This window comes from Amycolatopsis sp. NPDC049252, assembly GCF_043197175.1.
GTDB lineage: Bacteria > Actinomycetota > Actinomycetes > Mycobacteriales > Pseudonocardiaceae > Amycolatopsis.
Window position 1 is genome coordinate 122,497 of record NZ_JBICSQ010000015.1, and the last position, 13,889, is coordinate 136,385.

Consider the following 13,889-nt stretch of genomic DNA (forward strand, 5'->3'; position numbering starts at 1 on the left):
ATGGACAAAGCAGTCACCGCCGAGCAGGCACTGGCCGGGATCGCCGACGGCGCGACGCTCGCCGTCGGCGGATTCGGCCTGTGCGGCATCCCCACCACGTTGATCGAGACGCTGTACAAGCGGGGGATCAGCGACCTGCGGGTCGTGTCGAACAACTGCGGGGTCGACGACTGGGGACTCGGGATCCTGCTGGCCGACCGGCGGATCAGCCGCGTCACCGGGTCCTACGTGGGGGAGAACAAGGAGTTCGCCCGCCAGTACCTCGGTGGTGAACTCGAGGTCGAGCTCTGCCCGCAGGGCACGCTGGCCGAGCGGCTGCGCGCCGGCGGCTGCGGGATCCCGGCGTTCTTCACCCCGGCGGGGGTCGGCAGCCAGATCGCCGACGGCGGGCTGCCGTGGCGCTACGCGCCCGACGGCTCGGTGGCGGTTGCGTCGCCGCCCAAGGAAACCCGGGAGTTCGGCGGCGTCACGCACGTCCTCGAAGAAGCCATCGTCACGGACTTCGCGCTCGTCGCCGCGGCCAAGGGCGACCGGCACGGCAACCTCGTGTTCGAGAAGTCCGCGCAGAACTTCAACCCGCTGTGCGCGATGGCGGGCCGCGTCACGATCGCCGAGGTCCAGGAGCTGGTCGAACCCGGCGAGCTCGACCCGGCCGAAGTGCACCTGCCCGGCGTGTTCGTCCAGCACGTCGTGCACGCCCCCGACCTGGAGAAGCGGATCGAGAAGACGACTGTGACGGAGGCCGGCCGATGAGCCTCACCCGTGAGCAGATGGCCGCGCGCGCGGCCGCCGAGCTGCGTGACGGCGAGTACGTCAACCTGGGCATCGGCCTGCCGACGCTGATCCCCGGCTTCCTGTCCGAAGACGTCCACGTGGTGCTGCACAGCGAAAACGGCATCCTCGGCACCGGCCCCTACCCGGCGCCGGACGCCGTCGACCCGGACCTGATCAACGCCGGCAAGGAAACGGTGACCGTCCGCCCGGGCGCGTCGTTCTTCGACTCGGCGCTCTCGTTCGGCATCATCCGCGGCGGCCACCTCGACGTCGCCGTCCTGGGCGCGATGCAGGTCTCCGAACACGGCGACCTGTCCAACTGGGCCGTGCCCGGCAAGATGGTCAAGGGCATGGGCGGCGCGATGGACCTGGTCCACGGCGCCCGCCGGGTCATCGTGCTGATGGAACACACCACAAAGGACGGTTCCCCGAAGATCCTGCGGGAGAACACCCTGCCCTACACGGGGTTGCGCGTGGTGAACCGCATCATCACCGACCTCGCCGTCATCGACGTGACCGCCGAGGGTTTGGTGCTGGTCGAAACAGCGCCCGGCGTCACCGAGGACGAGGTACGCGCGGCCACGGGCGCGCCGCTGAAGGTCGCCCTGTCGGCATAACCCACCACGGCACGGCACGGCCGGTCACGCGCCGGGCTCGGGGTTCGGCCCCGACAACCGCCGCCAAGCCTGTCGCCTGACCGGCCGCCGAGGCAACCGCGCGCGCAGGTGCCCGGGAATCGGCGCGGCGACCGCGGCAGCCTCGACGTACTCCTTGGCCCCCTGCGCTCCGAGATCGGGCGCAGCGGCTCGGACAAGCCGAAGGGCGGCAAGACGCTGACCCGAATCAAGCAGCTCGGCGATCCGGACCCGCAGCGGGTCGGCACGTTCGATTCCGCGCACCTGCTCGAGGTACTCCTCGATCCACTCGCCGTTCTCGAGATCGGCGAAGACAAGCACCTCGTGCAGGCTGCCGTCCACCCCGTCGACCAGGAAGGGCCGGTGCCCCACCACCGCGTCCATCATTTCGCGGGTGTGCAGGTAACGCTCGCTTTGGCTGCTGATCACCCAGCCGAGCCGGTGCGGGCTGACGTCCATGACCGCCATCGCCGGCCCGCCCTGCGCCGGCCAACCGGCCAGATGCCGCTCCACGATCCCGACGGCCCACTCTTCCGACACCACGGCAACAGACTATGGCGTTCGTTGGGCGTCCGCCTGATCCCGTGCCCCTTGACCACCGTGGTCCACAGTGGAATCACTCCGCGAGAAGTCCCGTGCGGCGACCGGCGATCTCGCTGCGCTTCGCGGGCGCGGTGTGCTGGATGATCGAGCGGACGTTCTGCCACGCGTCGGCGGTTTCTCCTGAGGCGCTCGACCAGGCGTCGGAGACCTGCCGGGTGGTGTGGCTCCGGGGCTCGAGCCCCGCAGCCCGCGCGCGGCAGCATCCCGGTGACCGTTGCCTGGTCACGGGGTGAACGCGACCGTCGCCGCGAGGTCCTTCTGGGCTTCGAGGGCGGTGAGACGTTCGCTCAGTGCCGCGTGGACGGCGTCGTAGGTGTCGGACCCGAGGGCGAGGCGCACGGGCGGGTGCGGGTCGCGCGTGGTCCGGAAGACGACGGCGGCCAGCTTCGCCGGATCGCCGGTCAGGGTGTCGTCGCCGGTCGCTTCGAGCCGGCGCCGGGTCCGGCCGACGACGTTGTCCCGGTAGGGGGCCGTTTCCTCGGTGTACCGCAGAGCCGACGCGAAGCCGGTCCGGGTACCGCCGGGCTCGACGATGGTGAGGTGGATGCCGAAGCCGGCGACTTCGCGGGCGACGCTCTCGGTGAAGCCTTCGAGTCCCCACTTGCCCGCGTGGTAGGCGCTGTGCGTGGGGATGGCGACCTGGCCGCCCATGCTGGAGATCTGGATGATCCGGCCGCCGCCCTGCTCGCGCATCGACGGCAGGAACGCCCGCGTGATCAGCATCGGGGCGAGCAGCAGCACCTCGACCTGGTCCCGCACCTGCTCGGCGGTCATCTCCTCGGCGGCGCCCACGACCGCGTACCCGGCGTTGTTGACCACGACGTCCACCGGGCCGGACCGCAGGGTCCGCTCGACGACCGCGGTGACGTCGGCCGCCCGGGTGAGGTCCAGGGTTTCCACGGTCAGCCGGTCGCCGTGCGCTTCGGCCAGGTCGTCCAGCGCGGCCGGGCGGCGGGCGGTGGCGGTGACGCGGTCGCCGTGCTTCAACGCCTCCTCGGCGATGTGGTGACCCAGGCCGCCGGAGGCGCCGGTGACGAACCAGTGGCGCACGGGCTTGTCCGGAATGGACATGTGAGCTCCTGACGTAGGATGCCAACCGGAATCGGTTCCGCTAAGCACTCTAAGCGGAATCCGTTCCGGTATGCAACCGGAGAAGGGACTCGCATGGCCCCCGCGCCCCGCCGGACCAGGAGTGACGCGCTCCAAAACCGGGCCCGCCTCCTGGAGGTCGCCGCGCAAGCGTTTGCCGACGAGGGCCTGGACACCGCGCCGGCCGCGATCGCCCGGCGCGCCGGGGTCGGCGTCGGCACGCTCTACCGGCACTTCCCGACCCGGGAAGCCCTGGTCGACGCGGCCTACCGGCACCAGCTGGCCCGGGTGTGCGAGACGGTCGCCGACCTGGTCGCCCGGTACCCGGCCGCCGAGGCCGCCCGCCGGTGGGTGGCCCACTTCCTCGACTACGCCGCGGCCAAGAGCGGCATGTCCGCGGCGCTCGACGCCGTCGTCGCCTCCGGAGCCGATCCCTTCGCCGACAGCCACACCCTGCTCACCGGCGCGGTCGGCCGCCTGCTCGAGGCCGGCGCCCGCGACGGCACGTTGCGCACCGACCTCACCCCCGACGTCGTCCTGCTGCTCATGGGGGGCATCGCCTACTCGGTCCGGCACGGCACGCCGTCCCAGGCCGGTCAGCTCGTCGACCTGCTCATGGACGCGCTGGCGAACGGCGCGGCCGCGCGGCCGTGACTTAGCGGACCGAACGTTCTACCCGTTACACTCGATCCGATGGTGCACAACAGTCGAGGTCAGGTGTCCGAAGCGCGGTCGAGGCTGCTCGCGACGGCGACCCGGATCTTCTACGCGGAGGGTCTGCACTCCGTGGGGATCGACCGGATCGTCGCGGAGGCGAAGGTCACCCGCGCCACGCTGTACCGGCACTTCCCCAGCAAGGACGATCTCGTCGTCGCGTACCTGCAGGGCGTCCACGAGATGGAGCGCGAGGGGGTCGACAAGGCCCTCGCCAGCGGCCTTTCGGCGGCCGACATCCTGCGCACCATCGCCCAGTCGATCGCCGAGGGCATCCGGTCGGCCCAGTTCCGCGGCTGCGCCTTCCTCAACGCGGTGGCGGAGTACCCGGACCCCGGGCATCCCGTGCACAAAACCGTGCTCGCCCATCGCGAATGGTTCCTGCGCACCGTCACGGACCTGCTGGCGCAGGTCGGGAAGACGCCGCCGGGGCTGGCGGGCCGGCACTTCGTGATGCTCCGGGACGGCGCGATGGCGGCGGGCTGCCTGTCGGACCCGCCCGAGGTCTGCGACACGTTCCTCCAGGGCGTCGACGGGATCCTGCAGTTCCGCATCGGCGCCGCGTCGAAGTAGGACCCCACCTCAAGACTCCGTCGGGTCGTTCGCAGTCACACTGCCGGTTTTACCAGATAGAACGTTCGGTCTTGACAAGGTGCGCACCGCTCGCCATGCTGAGCTGAGAGATAGAACGTTCGGTCTTCCGGGGGACTCCCCACAGTCTTGAAGGGATCATGGTGACTACTGTCGACTCGCCCGCCGTAGGTGGATTCGCACCGACGCTGCGCCGGTTGTACTTCGTGCGGTTCGCGTTCGCCATCGTGTGGGCGCTGCTGGTCTTCCTGACGACCAAGTCGGGTCTGGGGGCGATCGGCGTCGTCCTGGTCGTCCTGTACCCGCTGTTCGACGTGGGCTCGGCCGTCGTGGACGCTCGCTCGTCGAAGGGCTCCGGTTCGGTTCGCGGCATCTACGTGAACATCGCGATCAGCCTGCTGGCCACCGCCGGCATGGCCGTCGGGTCCGCTTCCGGCATCCCGGCGGTGCTGCGGGTGTGGGGTGCGTGGGCGATCGTGTCCGGCATCGTCCAGCTGGTCGTGGGCATCGTCCGCCGCAAGATGGGCGGGCAGTGGCCGATGATCCTGAGCGGCGGGATTTCGGTCCTGGCCGGCGGAAGCTTCATCGCGGGGGCGGCCGCGCCGGGCGCGTCACTGTCCAATGTGGCCGGCTACGCCGTGCTCGGCGGGATCTTCTTCCTCGTTTCGGCGATCCGCCTCGGTCGTGCCGCCAAGGGAAACTGACGGGCCCGCTCGTACTGGGCGTGCATGCCGACCAAGGCCTTGTTGCGCAGTGGGGCGGCCCGGCGCGTGAAGCGGTGACGGGTGAGCTGGACGTGCCCGCGGTGTTCCGCCGTCGCGAGACCTGGCCGCCGAGCCGAGCGGGTCGTCGAGGTGACCGGCGCCGCGTTCAGCGAGCTCGGGTCGTCGGTGACCATGCCGGCCCGTGACGGCGTGCTGCACCTCGCGTCGCCGAATCGTTGCGGGACAGTGGGTTTCGGTGGGCGTCGGCGCCGAGGCCGGATCCGTCAAGCGCGACGCGGACGGCACGGTGTCGCTAGGCCGGTGTTCCGCGCCGGTTGGAGTGCGAGTTCGCGTCTTCGTATGCCAAGACCGCGCCGCGTCGGGACAGTTCGGCGGTGCCGCGAGGCCGTCCCGTCACTGCGCCCGGATCGAGTCCAGGGGGACGAACGCGTGCTCGCCCCGGGCGGACGGCTAATGGCGAAGGTTCCCGGCGCGAAATATTGCACGGCCGAGATCGCGCATTGGTGAATCATGATCTGTTGGTTCCGCGAATGTTTAAACGATGTCAGGTATCCGGTCGTCTGGGTGCCGGAATCGAATGGTCGAACCCCCTCGCGGTCGTGGAATCGTCGGCGGCCGACGCCGATCTGCCTGGTAGTGCGGCGAAAGACCGGCGACAGGTGTCTGCCTCGGCGGTGGAGCACTCTATTGACACCACTTCCGGGAATCGGAACACTGTGTCGCGGCGCCGGTGTTCCGTTGCGGCCGAGGGGTGGTCCAATTCCGATCATGGGGTGATCGGACGTCCGTTGTGCACGGCGTTATCCGGTGCCGTTCTGTCACGTGGTCGTGTCGAGAATGCATTTCGAGGAGGACACATGAGGATTCGTGCTTTGCGGCTGAAGACCTTCCTGGCGTCGGCGGCGCTGGTGGCCGGCGCCGCGCTGGTCTCCGCGCCGGTCGCGTCCGCGGCGTCGCCGGACGGTGCCGTGCAGTCTCCGCAGCTCGGCCGGTTCACACAGGCGCAGGTCGAGAAGTTCTGGACCCCGGAGCGGCTGCGCGGGGCCAGACCGGTCACCCAGGACGCCCCGAAGGCCGCGGCGAGACCCGAGGTCGCTTCGCCGGTGCTGACGCCCGGCGGGGACCAGTTCGGCAACGCGCAGGCGGCGCGGCCGTACACGTCGGACTTCAACACGCGGGTGACCGGGAAGGTCTTCTTCCTCAATCCCCGCGACGGCCTGACCTACGTCTGCTCCGGCTCGGTGATCAACTCCACCGGCAAGAGCGTGGTCGCCACCGCGGCGCACTGCGTGTTCCAGGGCGGGGCCGGCCAGTCGGTGTGGAGCCAGAACTTCATCTTCATCCCGTCCTACGACAACAACAGCCGCCCGCTGGGCACGTGGAGCGCGGCGACGTTCTGGATCCCGACGACGTACTTCAACCACGGCAACGACGGCTTCACCCACGAAGACGACGTGGCCACCGTGGCGATCGCGGCCCAGGGCACGTCGAAGATCACCAACGTGGTCGGCGGCCTCGGCTGGGTGTCGAACAACTCCGGCGTGATCAACGGTTTCGACACCCACGGGTACCCGCAGGAGATGTACGGCGGCCAGAACCAGCTGCGCTGCATCGGCAACGGCCGGGATGCCGGCGGCTTCAACGGCGACACCTACCTGTTCACCAACAACTGCGTCGCCTTCGGCGGGTGGAGTGGCGGTCCGGTGATCAACGGCAGCAACCAGCTGCTCGGGGTCACCTCCGGCAGTGACCGGTCCACCAACTCGTTCTACGCGCGCGCCGCGTCGAACACCTGGGTCCCGGTCCTCAACGCGGCCCAGGCGGCCGGCTTCTAGAACCGGTCCACCACTGCGCCCGCCGGAAGCACCTTCCGGCGGGCGCAGTGGTGCGCCCGCGAGCCGTCCACTTCTGGTTGCTGTCGCCGTCGCCCGTCCAGAGTTCCACCGCGGTGCCGTCGGCCGTGTCGGCGCCGGTGAGGTTCAGACACCGGCCTGACCTCGACCGTGTCCGCGACCCTCGGCGATCGAGGCTGGCCCGTTCGGAGGTGCGTGACGAGACCGTTATGCAAGCCGGGGTTGACCGGGTGAGTGTTACCGCTAACACTGGCTCCTCGCCGCCACCCGGAAAAGTGACGGAGACCACATCGGTTCGCGAGGAAGGGGATGCCGGTGGCCGAACGATCCCGCTCCGGTGGCCCTGTCCGGACGGCTGCCGCCGACGCGCGGCAGCCCAGCCTGACCGATGTCGCCGAGGTGGCGGGCGTGTCCCACATGACCGTGTCCCGGGTGATCAACGAGACCGGCCCGGTTCGCCCGGAGACCCGGGCCCGCGTTCTCGCCGCGATCGAGGAGCTGGGGTACCGCCCGAACTCCGCGGCCCGTGCGCTGGTCACCGGACGCACCGGCACGCTCGGCGTCGTCGCGCTCGAGTCCAACCTCTACGGTCCGGCCAGCACGCTGTACGGCATCGAGAACGCCGCTCGCGAAGCCGGTTACGTGATCACGATCTCGAGTGTCAGCCGTCCTGGCCGGTCGTCGATCGCCGACGCGGTGGAGAGCCTCCGCCGTCAGGCCGTCGAGGGCATCATCGTCATCGCGCCGCACGTGACCGCGGCCCGGGCCCTGGAAGCCGTGCCCGCGGATTTCCCGGTCGTCGCCGTCGGCGGCGGCGAGGGCGCGGCGGTCCCGGTGATCGCCGTCGACCAGCGCGACGGCGCCCGGCGCGCCACCGAACACCTGCTCGCCCTGGGACACCGCACCGTCTGGCACGTCGCCGGGCCGGAGGACTGGCTGGAGGCCCGCGACCGCGAGCTCGGCTGGCGGGAAACCCTGGAGCACCACGGCGTTCCGGTGCCGCTGGTGGTGCGCGGCGACTGGAGTTCGCGTTCCGGGTACGAGGCGGGGCGGCTCCTCGCCCGGGAACGGGGCCTGGACGCGGTCTTCGCCGGCAACGACCAGATGGCCCTCGGCGTACTGCGCGCGTTCGCCGAAGCCGGCGTCGCGGTGCCGCGCGACGTCCGGGTCGCGGGCTTCGACGACGTGCCCGAAGCCGCGTACTTCACGCCGCCCCTCACCACGGTGCGTCAGGACTTCATCGAGGTCGGCCGGCGCACGTTCGGCCTGCTGACCGGGCGCATGGGCGGGGGCGACCGGCGTGCGCGCGCCCTGGTCGTGCCCGAACTGATCGTGCGCGAGAGCACCGGGCCGCGGTAGCGCCGCCACCGGCGAAACCCGGCCGAACCAGAATCGGACAGTTAGCGCTAACAGTGTTGATCACCGTCGATCGAGGAGTGAACGTGCTGAAGAAGCGATGGGCCGCCGCGGCGGCCGTGGCGGCCGGACTGGTCCTGCTCACCGCCTGCGGTGGTGGTAGTGGCAGCGGCACGGGAACCACCGGCGGAGCCATCACGCTCGGCTTCGCCCAGGTGGGCGCCGAGAGCGGCTGGCGGACCGCGAACACCAAGTCCATCCAGGAGTCGGCCAAGACCGCCGGGATCGAGCTCAAGTTCTCCGACGCGCAGCAGAAGCAGGAGAACCAGATCGCCGCGATCCGCTCGTACATCCAGCAGAAGGTCAAGGTCATCGCCTTCTCGCCGGTGGTCGAGTCGGGGTGGGACACCGTGCTCAAGGAGGCGAAGACGGCGAAGATCCCGGTCATCCTCACCGACCGGGCGATCGACTCGCCGGACAAGACGCTCTACAAGACCTTCCTCGGCTCGGACTTCATCGCCGAGGGCAAGAAGGCGGGAGAGTGGCTGACCAAGGAGTTCGGCAGCGCCACCGGCCAGGTGAACATCGTCGAGCTGCAGGGCACCACCGGCTCGGCCCCGGCCAACGATCGCAAGAAGGGTTTCGGGGACGTCATCGCCGCCGACCCGAAGTACAAGATCGTCGCCTCGCAGACCGGTGAGTTCACCCGCGCGAAGGGCAAGGAGGTCATGGAGGCCTTCCTCAAGTCCCAGCCGAAGATCGACGTGCTCTACGCGCACAACGACGACATGGCTCTCGGGGCCATCGAAGCGATTCAGGCGGCGGGCAAGGTGCCGGGCAAGGACATCAAGATCGTCTCGGTCGACGGCGTGAAGGACGCCCTCCAGGCGCTGGCCGACGGCAAGATCAACCACGTCGTCGAGTGCAACCCGCTGCTCGGCCCGCAGCTGATGGACCTGGTCAAGAAGGTCAACGCGGGGGAGCAGGTGCCCGAGCGGATCGAGACCCAGGAGACCGAGTTCGACCAGGCGTCGGCGAAGGCCGCGCTGCCGCAGCGCCAGTACTGAGGGGTGTCGCGATGCCCGCCGAAATCCTCGTCATGTCCGGGATCCGCAAGGAGTTCCCCGGTGTCACCGCCCTCGACGACGTCGGCTTCCGCCTGTTCCCGGGCGAGGTCCACGCGCTGATGGGGGAGAACGGCGCCGGGAAGTCGACGCTGATCAAGGTGCTCACCGGTGTGCACGGGGTGGACGCGGGCTCGATCACGCTCGCCGGGACCGCCGTCTCCTTCGGCGGCCCCGGCGAGGCCCAGCGGGCCGGCGTCAGCACGGTCTACCAGGAGGTCAACCTCTGCCCGAACCTGTCCGTGGCGGAGAACGTCTGCCTCGGCCGGGAACCCCGCCGCTTCGGCCGCATCCAGTGGGGCCCGATGCGGCGGCGGGCCGAGGAGCTGCTGGCGCGGCTGGACGTCCGGGTCGACGTCTCGGCCGAGCTGAGCACCTGCTCGATCGCCGTGCAGCAGCTGGTCGCCATCGCCCGGGCCCTCGACGTCGAAGCGCGGGTCCTGGTGCTGGACGAGCCGACGTCCAGTTTGGACGCCGGCGAGGTCGAGCGGCTGCTGGCGGTGGTGCGCTCGCTGCGCGACGAAGGCCTGGCGATCCTGTTCGTCTCGCACGTCATCGACCAGGTCTTCGCGATCGCCGACCGGATGACCGTGCTGCGCAACGGAAAACTGATCGGCGAGTACCGCACCGCGGACATCACGCCGGTCGAGCTGGTCACCAGGATGATCGGCAAGGAGCTGCGCGTCCTCGAAACGCTCGAGGACTCCGGTCCCAGCCGGGCCGAGGTCGCGGACGCGCCGGTGCTCCTGTCCGCCGAAGACCTCGGCCGCAAGGGCGGCATCGAGCCGTTCACGCTCGACATCCACGTGGGCGAGGTCGTCGGGCTGGCCGGCCTGCTCGGCTCCGGGCGCACCGAGCTCGCCCGGCTGCTCTTCGGCGCCGACCACGCCGACAGCGGGTCGGTTCGCGTCGACGGCGAGGCCGCGAACCTGCGCACCCCGCGCGCCGGGCTCGACCACCGGATCGCGTTCCTCTCGGAGAACCGCAAGACCGAAGGCCTGGTCGAGGACCTGACCGTCCGGGAGAACATCGTCCTCGCGCTCCAGGCCTCCCGCGGCTGGGCGCGGCCGCTGTCCCGCCGCCGCCAGGACGAGATCGCGCGGAAGTACGTCGAAACGCTCGACATCCGCCCCGCTGACCCCGAGGCGCTCGTCGGCAACCTCTCCGGCGGCAACCAGCAGAAGGTGCTGCTGGCCCGCTGGCTCATCCTCGAGCCGCGGCTGCTCATCCTCGACGAGCCGACCCGCGGCATCGACATCGGCGCCAAGACGGAGATCCAGCGGCTGGTCACCCGGCTCTCGGCCGACGGGATGGCCGTCGTCTACATCTCCGCCGAGCTGGAGGAGGTGCTCCGGCTGAGCCACCGCGTCGTGGTGCTGCGCGACCGGAAAGTGGTGGCGCAACGGGAAAACCAGGGGCTCACCGCCGACGACGTCATGGCCACGATGGCCGAAGGGGTGCAGGCATGACCGGCTTGGCGAAACACCGGCTCTTCTGGCCCGTGGTGGCGTTGCTGGCGCTGCTGGCGGGCGACCTCGTCGCGAGCCCGGCGTTCTTCTCGATCGAACTGCGTGACGGCCACCTCTACGGGAACCTCGTCGACATCCTGAAGAACGGCGCCCCGCTGATCCTCATCGCGATCGGCATGACGCTCGTGATCGCGACGCGCGGCATCGACCTCTCGGTCGGCGCGGTCGTCGCGATCAGCGGTTCGCTGGCCTGCCTGTGGATCGCCGACCACCCCGACGGCGTGGGCGCCACCCTCGTCGCGGTCGGGCTGGCGCTCGGGCTGTCGCTGGTGCTCGGGGTGTGGAACGGCTGGCTCGTCGCCGCGCTGGGCATCCAGCCGATCATCGCCACGCTCATCCTCATGGTCGCCGGGCGCGGGATCGCCCAGCTGATCTCCGGCGGGCAGATCATCACCATCAACTCGGCCCCCTACGAATGGATCGGCAGCGGCTTCGTGCTGACCCTGCCGAGCGCGATCCTCATCGCGCTGGCCGTGTTCGTCCTCGCTTCGCTGCTCGTCCGCCGCTCCGCCCTCGGCCTGCTCGTCGAGGCCGTCGGCGGCAACCCGGAGGCCAGCCGGCTGGCCGGCCTCCGCTCGGCCCGGCTGACCTGGCTGGTCTACGTCTTCTGCGCGCTGTGTGCGGGCATCGCCGGGCTGATGATCAGCGCCAACGTGCACAGCGCCGACGCCAACCACGCCGGGCTGTTCATCGAGCTCGACGCGATCCTCGCCGTCGTCGTCGGCGGCACCCAGCTGACCGGCGGCCGGTTCTCCGTGGGCGGCGCGGTGATCGGCGCGCTGCTCATCCAGACGCTGACCACCACCGTCTACGCCCTCGGCATCCCGCCCGAGGCGATCATGCTGTTCAAGGCCGTGGTCGTGCTCGCGGTGTGCCTGCTGCAGTCGCCCGCGTTCCGCCGCAAGCTCCGGCGCCGCCGGACACCCCGGCCCGGGCAGCCGGCCCCCACGTCCGCTCCGGAGAAGGTCGAGGTCACGGCATGACCACCCTGGACCGCGTCCGCGGATACCGGCCGAAGCAACGGCACCTGCCGATCCTCGCCACGATGGCGCTGCTCGTCGGGGCGTACGTCTTCGGCGCGTCGAGCTACGAGGCGTTCGGGTCCGGGCAGGTCGTGCTCGACCTGTTCATCAACAACGCCTTCCTGCTCGTGGTCGCGGTCGGGATGACGTTCGTGATCCTCACCAGCGGCATCGACCTGTCCGTCGGGTCCGTCGTCGCACTGTCCACAGTGGTCTCCGGCGACCTGATGCAGAAGCACGGCTGGCCCGCCTACGCGGCGATCGCGGTGGTGCTGGTGCTCGGCGCGCTGCTCGGCGCCGGGATGGGCGTGCTCATCCACTTCTTCGAGATCCAGCCGTTCATCGCGACGCTGATCGGGATGTTCTTCGCCCGCGGGCTCTGCTACACGATCAGCACCGAGGCGTACTCGATCGACAACCCGACGATCGCCACCCTCGCCCAGACGCAGATCCCGTTGGGCGGGGAGCTGCACATCTCGATCAGCGTGATCGTGGCCCTGGTCGTCGTCGCGGTCGCGGGCTACGTGCTGGCGTTCACGCGGTTCGGGCGCACGGTCTACTCGATCGGCGGCAACGCGCAGTCCGCGATGCTGATGGGCCTCAAGACCGGCCGCACGAAGATCGCGGTGTACACGATCAGCGGCTTCTGCTCGGCCCTCGGCGGGCTGCTGCTGGTGCTGTACAAGTCTTCCGGCGACCCGCTCAACGGAGTCGGCCTGGAGCTCACCGCGATCGCCGCGGTGGTCATCGGCGGCACCATCCTGACCGGCGGCTCCGGCTACGTGCTGGGCACCGTGCTCGGAATCATGGTCCTGGGCATCATCCAGACGCTGATCACCTTCGACGGCACGCTCAACTCGTGGTGGACCTCGATCATCACCGGGGCGCTCCTGTTCGTCTTCATCGTCCTGCAGCGCCTGGTCACCCGTAGAACCCGGTAGCCGGCTTCTCGGGTGACCGCGGCCGTGAACGCCGAAGCCGACTACTTGCCTATCGGGAAAGAAGTGAGTACTTTCCAAGTAGGCAAGTAGTCGATGGAGGTAGTCATGGACGAGCAGCAAGCAGCGGAAGCACTGGCCACGGTTCGGGCGCAGCAGGACCGGACCCGGCGGGCGGCACGGCTGCCGTGGTGGGTCTACGCCGTGGTCTTCGTGCTGGCCGCCGGGGGAATGGCACTCAACGACTTCATCAGTCTCAGCGGCGCCAAACTCGTCGCCGTTCTGGTGCTGGTGGTGCTGGCCGTGGTGTTCGCGACCAGTCGCGTGAACGGGCCCGCGCCGCTGGGTAGGGTGCGCGGTGTGCAGCGCCGTCAGTCGTTCGTCCCGTGGGTTTTCGGCGTCGTGGCGCTCCTCGCGGGTCTCGGCGCGTGGCTGATCTCCCGCTACGGCAGCGAGATCACCCACGATCTCGCCGGTGCCGTCGGCCTGCCCGGGTATCCCGGGACCGTCGGCGGGGTGCTCTACGGCGCCGCGTTCACCGGGCTGTTCGCGCTGTCGCAGCTGCTGCTCACGGTGGCCCAGCGGCGGCAGCCCGCATGACGGCTCCGCCACCGTCCGGGCTGGATCGCCTGCTGTCGGATCCGACGCGGCTGGCGATCATGTCGGTGCTGTGCGCGGCGCAGTGGTGCGATTTCGCTTTTCTGCGGGACGCGGTGGCCCTGTCGGACTCCGCGCTGTCCAAGCAGCTGGCCACGCTGAAGAAGGACGGATACGTCGAGCAGCGGCGGACGTATGCCGGGCGGGTGCCGAAGACTTCGGTGCAGGCCACCGGCGAGGGGCGGCAGCGGTTCCTCGGGCACGTCGAGGCGCTGCGGATGATCGTGGAGCGAACCCGCAGCCCGCAGTCCGGGTAGCCGTTGCCGGGCCACCGTCGAG

General features: G+C 70.0%; 17 protein-coding genes. 13 read left to right on the forward strand and 4 right to left on the reverse strand.

What is annotated here, in order from left to right:
* Together ACGFMK_RS19695 and ACGFMK_RS19700 are read left to right on the forward strand one after the other, a co-directional pair.
* On the forward strand, positions 1-753 hold the full coding sequence (locus tag ACGFMK_RS19695) for a CoA transferase subunit A (protein ID WP_392764861.1): 753 nt from the start codon (positions 1-3) through the stop codon (positions 751-753).
* Positions 750-1,391 (forward strand): CoA transferase subunit B, encoded by a 642-nt coding sequence (locus ACGFMK_RS19700; protein WP_392764864.1) that lies wholly within the window; start codon positions 750-752, stop codon positions 1,389-1,391. Before ACGFMK_RS19695 ends, ACGFMK_RS19700 begins: the two co-directional genes overlap by 4 nt.
* Positions 1,392-1,415: 24 nt before the next feature.
* Here the strand turns inward: ACGFMK_RS19700 and ACGFMK_RS19705 are convergent, their stop codons facing one another.
* The 3 genes from ACGFMK_RS19705 to ACGFMK_RS19715 all read right to left on the reverse strand — a co-directional run bounded on the left by ACGFMK_RS19705 (position 1,416) and on the right by ACGFMK_RS19715 (position 3,083).
* Entirely contained in the window at positions 1,416-1,952 is a 537-nt protein-coding gene (locus ACGFMK_RS19705) for a YrhB domain-containing protein (RefSeq protein ID WP_392764866.1), read from the reverse strand.
* A 73-nt stretch (positions 1,953-2,025) separates the two neighbouring features.
* Positions 2,026-2,238, reverse strand: a complete 213-nt coding sequence (locus ACGFMK_RS19710; protein ID WP_392764869.1) for a hypothetical protein — start codon at positions 2,236-2,238, stop codon at positions 2,026-2,028.
* The gene (locus tag ACGFMK_RS19715) at positions 2,235-3,083 is read right to left on the reverse strand and encodes an SDR family oxidoreductase (protein ID WP_392764872.1); all 849 of its coding nucleotides are present in this window, start codon (positions 3,081-3,083) and stop codon (positions 2,235-2,237) included. The genes ACGFMK_RS19710 and ACGFMK_RS19715 overlap by 4 nt, the downstream gene beginning before the upstream one ends.
* A gap of 93 nt (positions 3,084-3,176) precedes the next feature.
* On the opposite strand from ACGFMK_RS19715, the gene ACGFMK_RS19720 reads away from it, so the two are divergent.
* From ACGFMK_RS19720 to ACGFMK_RS19735, 4 genes are all read left to right on the forward strand, one after another.
* Complete coding sequence (locus ACGFMK_RS19720; RefSeq protein ID WP_392764874.1) at positions 3,177-3,755, forward strand: TetR/AcrR family transcriptional regulator; 579 nt, start codon at positions 3,177-3,179, stop codon at positions 3,753-3,755.
* Positions 3,756-3,794: 39 nt separating this feature from the next.
* Positions 3,795-4,388, forward strand: coding sequence for a TetR/AcrR family transcriptional regulator (locus tag ACGFMK_RS19725; protein ID WP_392764877.1), 594 nt, complete (start codon positions 3,795-3,797; stop codon positions 4,386-4,388).
* Between the two features lie 158 nt (positions 4,389-4,546).
* A complete protein-coding gene (locus tag ACGFMK_RS19730; protein ID WP_392764880.1) occupies positions 4,547-5,110 on the forward strand; it encodes a DUF308 domain-containing protein in 564 nt (187 codons plus the stop codon).
* Positions 5,111-5,988: 878 nt separating this feature from the next.
* Complete coding sequence (locus ACGFMK_RS19735) at positions 5,989-6,966, forward strand: trypsin-like serine peptidase (protein ID WP_392764883.1); 978 nt, start codon at positions 5,989-5,991, stop codon at positions 6,964-6,966.
* Here ACGFMK_RS19735 and ACGFMK_RS19740 read toward each other — a convergent pair.
* A complete protein-coding gene (locus ACGFMK_RS19740; protein ID WP_392764885.1) occupies positions 6,938-7,273 on the reverse strand; it encodes an RICIN domain-containing protein in 336 nt (111 codons plus the stop codon). The genes ACGFMK_RS19735 and ACGFMK_RS19740 overlap by 29 nt on opposite strands.
* A 20-nt stretch (positions 7,274-7,293) precedes the next feature.
* On the opposite strand from ACGFMK_RS19740, the gene ACGFMK_RS19745 reads away from it, so the two are divergent.
* From ACGFMK_RS19745 to ACGFMK_RS19775, 7 genes are all read left to right on the forward strand, one after another.
* Positions 7,294-8,343, forward strand: a complete 1,050-nt coding sequence (locus ACGFMK_RS19745) for a LacI family DNA-binding transcriptional regulator (protein WP_392764887.1) — start codon at positions 7,294-7,296, stop codon at positions 8,341-8,343.
* Between the two features lie 83 nt (positions 8,344-8,426).
* Positions 8,427-9,407: an ABC transporter substrate-binding protein gene (locus ACGFMK_RS19750; protein WP_392764889.1), complete on the forward strand. Its 981-nt coding sequence runs from the start codon at positions 8,427-8,429 to the stop codon at positions 9,405-9,407.
* A gap of 11 nt (positions 9,408-9,418) precedes the next feature.
* Complete coding sequence (locus ACGFMK_RS19755) at positions 9,419-10,933, forward strand: sugar ABC transporter ATP-binding protein (RefSeq protein WP_392764892.1); 1,515 nt, start codon at positions 9,419-9,421, stop codon at positions 10,931-10,933.
* A complete protein-coding gene (locus ACGFMK_RS19760; RefSeq protein WP_392764895.1) occupies positions 10,930-11,976 on the forward strand; it encodes an ABC transporter permease in 1,047 nt (348 codons plus the stop codon). Before ACGFMK_RS19755 ends, ACGFMK_RS19760 begins: the two co-directional genes overlap by 4 nt.
* The gene (gene yjfF / locus ACGFMK_RS19765) at positions 11,973-12,956 is read left to right on the forward strand and encodes a galactofuranose ABC transporter, permease protein YjfF (protein ID WP_392764898.1); all 984 of its coding nucleotides are present in this window, start codon (positions 11,973-11,975) and stop codon (positions 12,954-12,956) included. The genes ACGFMK_RS19760 and yjfF overlap by 4 nt, the downstream gene beginning before the upstream one ends.
* Positions 12,957-13,061: 105 nt before the next feature.
* Entirely contained in the window at positions 13,062-13,553 is a 492-nt protein-coding gene (locus ACGFMK_RS19770; RefSeq protein WP_392764901.1) for a hypothetical protein, read from the forward strand.
* On the forward strand, positions 13,550-13,867 hold the full coding sequence (locus ACGFMK_RS19775; protein ID WP_392764904.1) for a winged helix-turn-helix domain-containing protein: 318 nt from the start codon (positions 13,550-13,552) through the stop codon (positions 13,865-13,867). The genes ACGFMK_RS19770 and ACGFMK_RS19775 overlap by 4 nt, the downstream gene beginning before the upstream one ends.
* The last annotated feature ends 22 nt before the right edge of the window (positions 13,868-13,889 follow it).

Bases quoted from the DNA above. Each gene is read 5' to 3' on its own strand.
- ACGFMK_RS19760 (WP_392764895.1), top strand. From the start codon at position 10,930: ATGACCGGCTTGGCGAAACACCGGCTCTTCTGGCCCGTGGTGGCGTTG.
- ACGFMK_RS19745 (WP_392764887.1), top strand. From the start codon at position 7,294: ATGCCGGTGGCCGAACGATCCCGCTCCGGTGGCCCTGTCCGGACGGCT.
- ACGFMK_RS19720 (WP_392764874.1), top strand. From the start codon at position 3,177: ATGGCCCCCGCGCCCCGCCGGACCAGGAGTGACGCGCTCCAAAACCGG.
- ACGFMK_RS19775 (WP_392764904.1), top strand. From the start codon at position 13,550: ATGACGGCTCCGCCACCGTCCGGGCTGGATCGCCTGCTGTCGGATCCG.
- ACGFMK_RS19695 (WP_392764861.1), top strand. From the start codon at position 1: ATGGACAAAGCAGTCACCGCCGAGCAGGCACTGGCCGGGATCGCCGAC.
- ACGFMK_RS19700 (WP_392764864.1), top strand. From the start codon at position 750: ATGAGCCTCACCCGTGAGCAGATGGCCGCGCGCGCGGCCGCCGAGCTG.
- ACGFMK_RS19770 (WP_392764901.1), top strand. From the start codon at position 13,062: ATGGACGAGCAGCAAGCAGCGGAAGCACTGGCCACGGTTCGGGCGCAG.
- ACGFMK_RS19725 (WP_392764877.1), top strand. From the start codon at position 3,795: ATGGTGCACAACAGTCGAGGTCAGGTGTCCGAAGCGCGGTCGAGGCTG.
- ACGFMK_RS19755 (WP_392764892.1), top strand. From the start codon at position 9,419: ATGCCCGCCGAAATCCTCGTCATGTCCGGGATCCGCAAGGAGTTCCCC.
- ACGFMK_RS19735 (WP_392764883.1), top strand. From the start codon at position 5,989: ATGAGGATTCGTGCTTTGCGGCTGAAGACCTTCCTGGCGTCGGCGGCG.
- yjfF (WP_392764898.1), top strand. From the start codon at position 11,973: ATGACCACCCTGGACCGCGTCCGCGGATACCGGCCGAAGCAACGGCAC.
- ACGFMK_RS19730 (WP_392764880.1), top strand. From the start codon at position 4,547: ATGGTGACTACTGTCGACTCGCCCGCCGTAGGTGGATTCGCACCGACG.
- ACGFMK_RS19715 (WP_392764872.1), bottom strand. From the start codon at position 3,083: ATGTCCATTCCGGACAAGCCCGTGCGCCACTGGTTCGTCACCGGCGCC.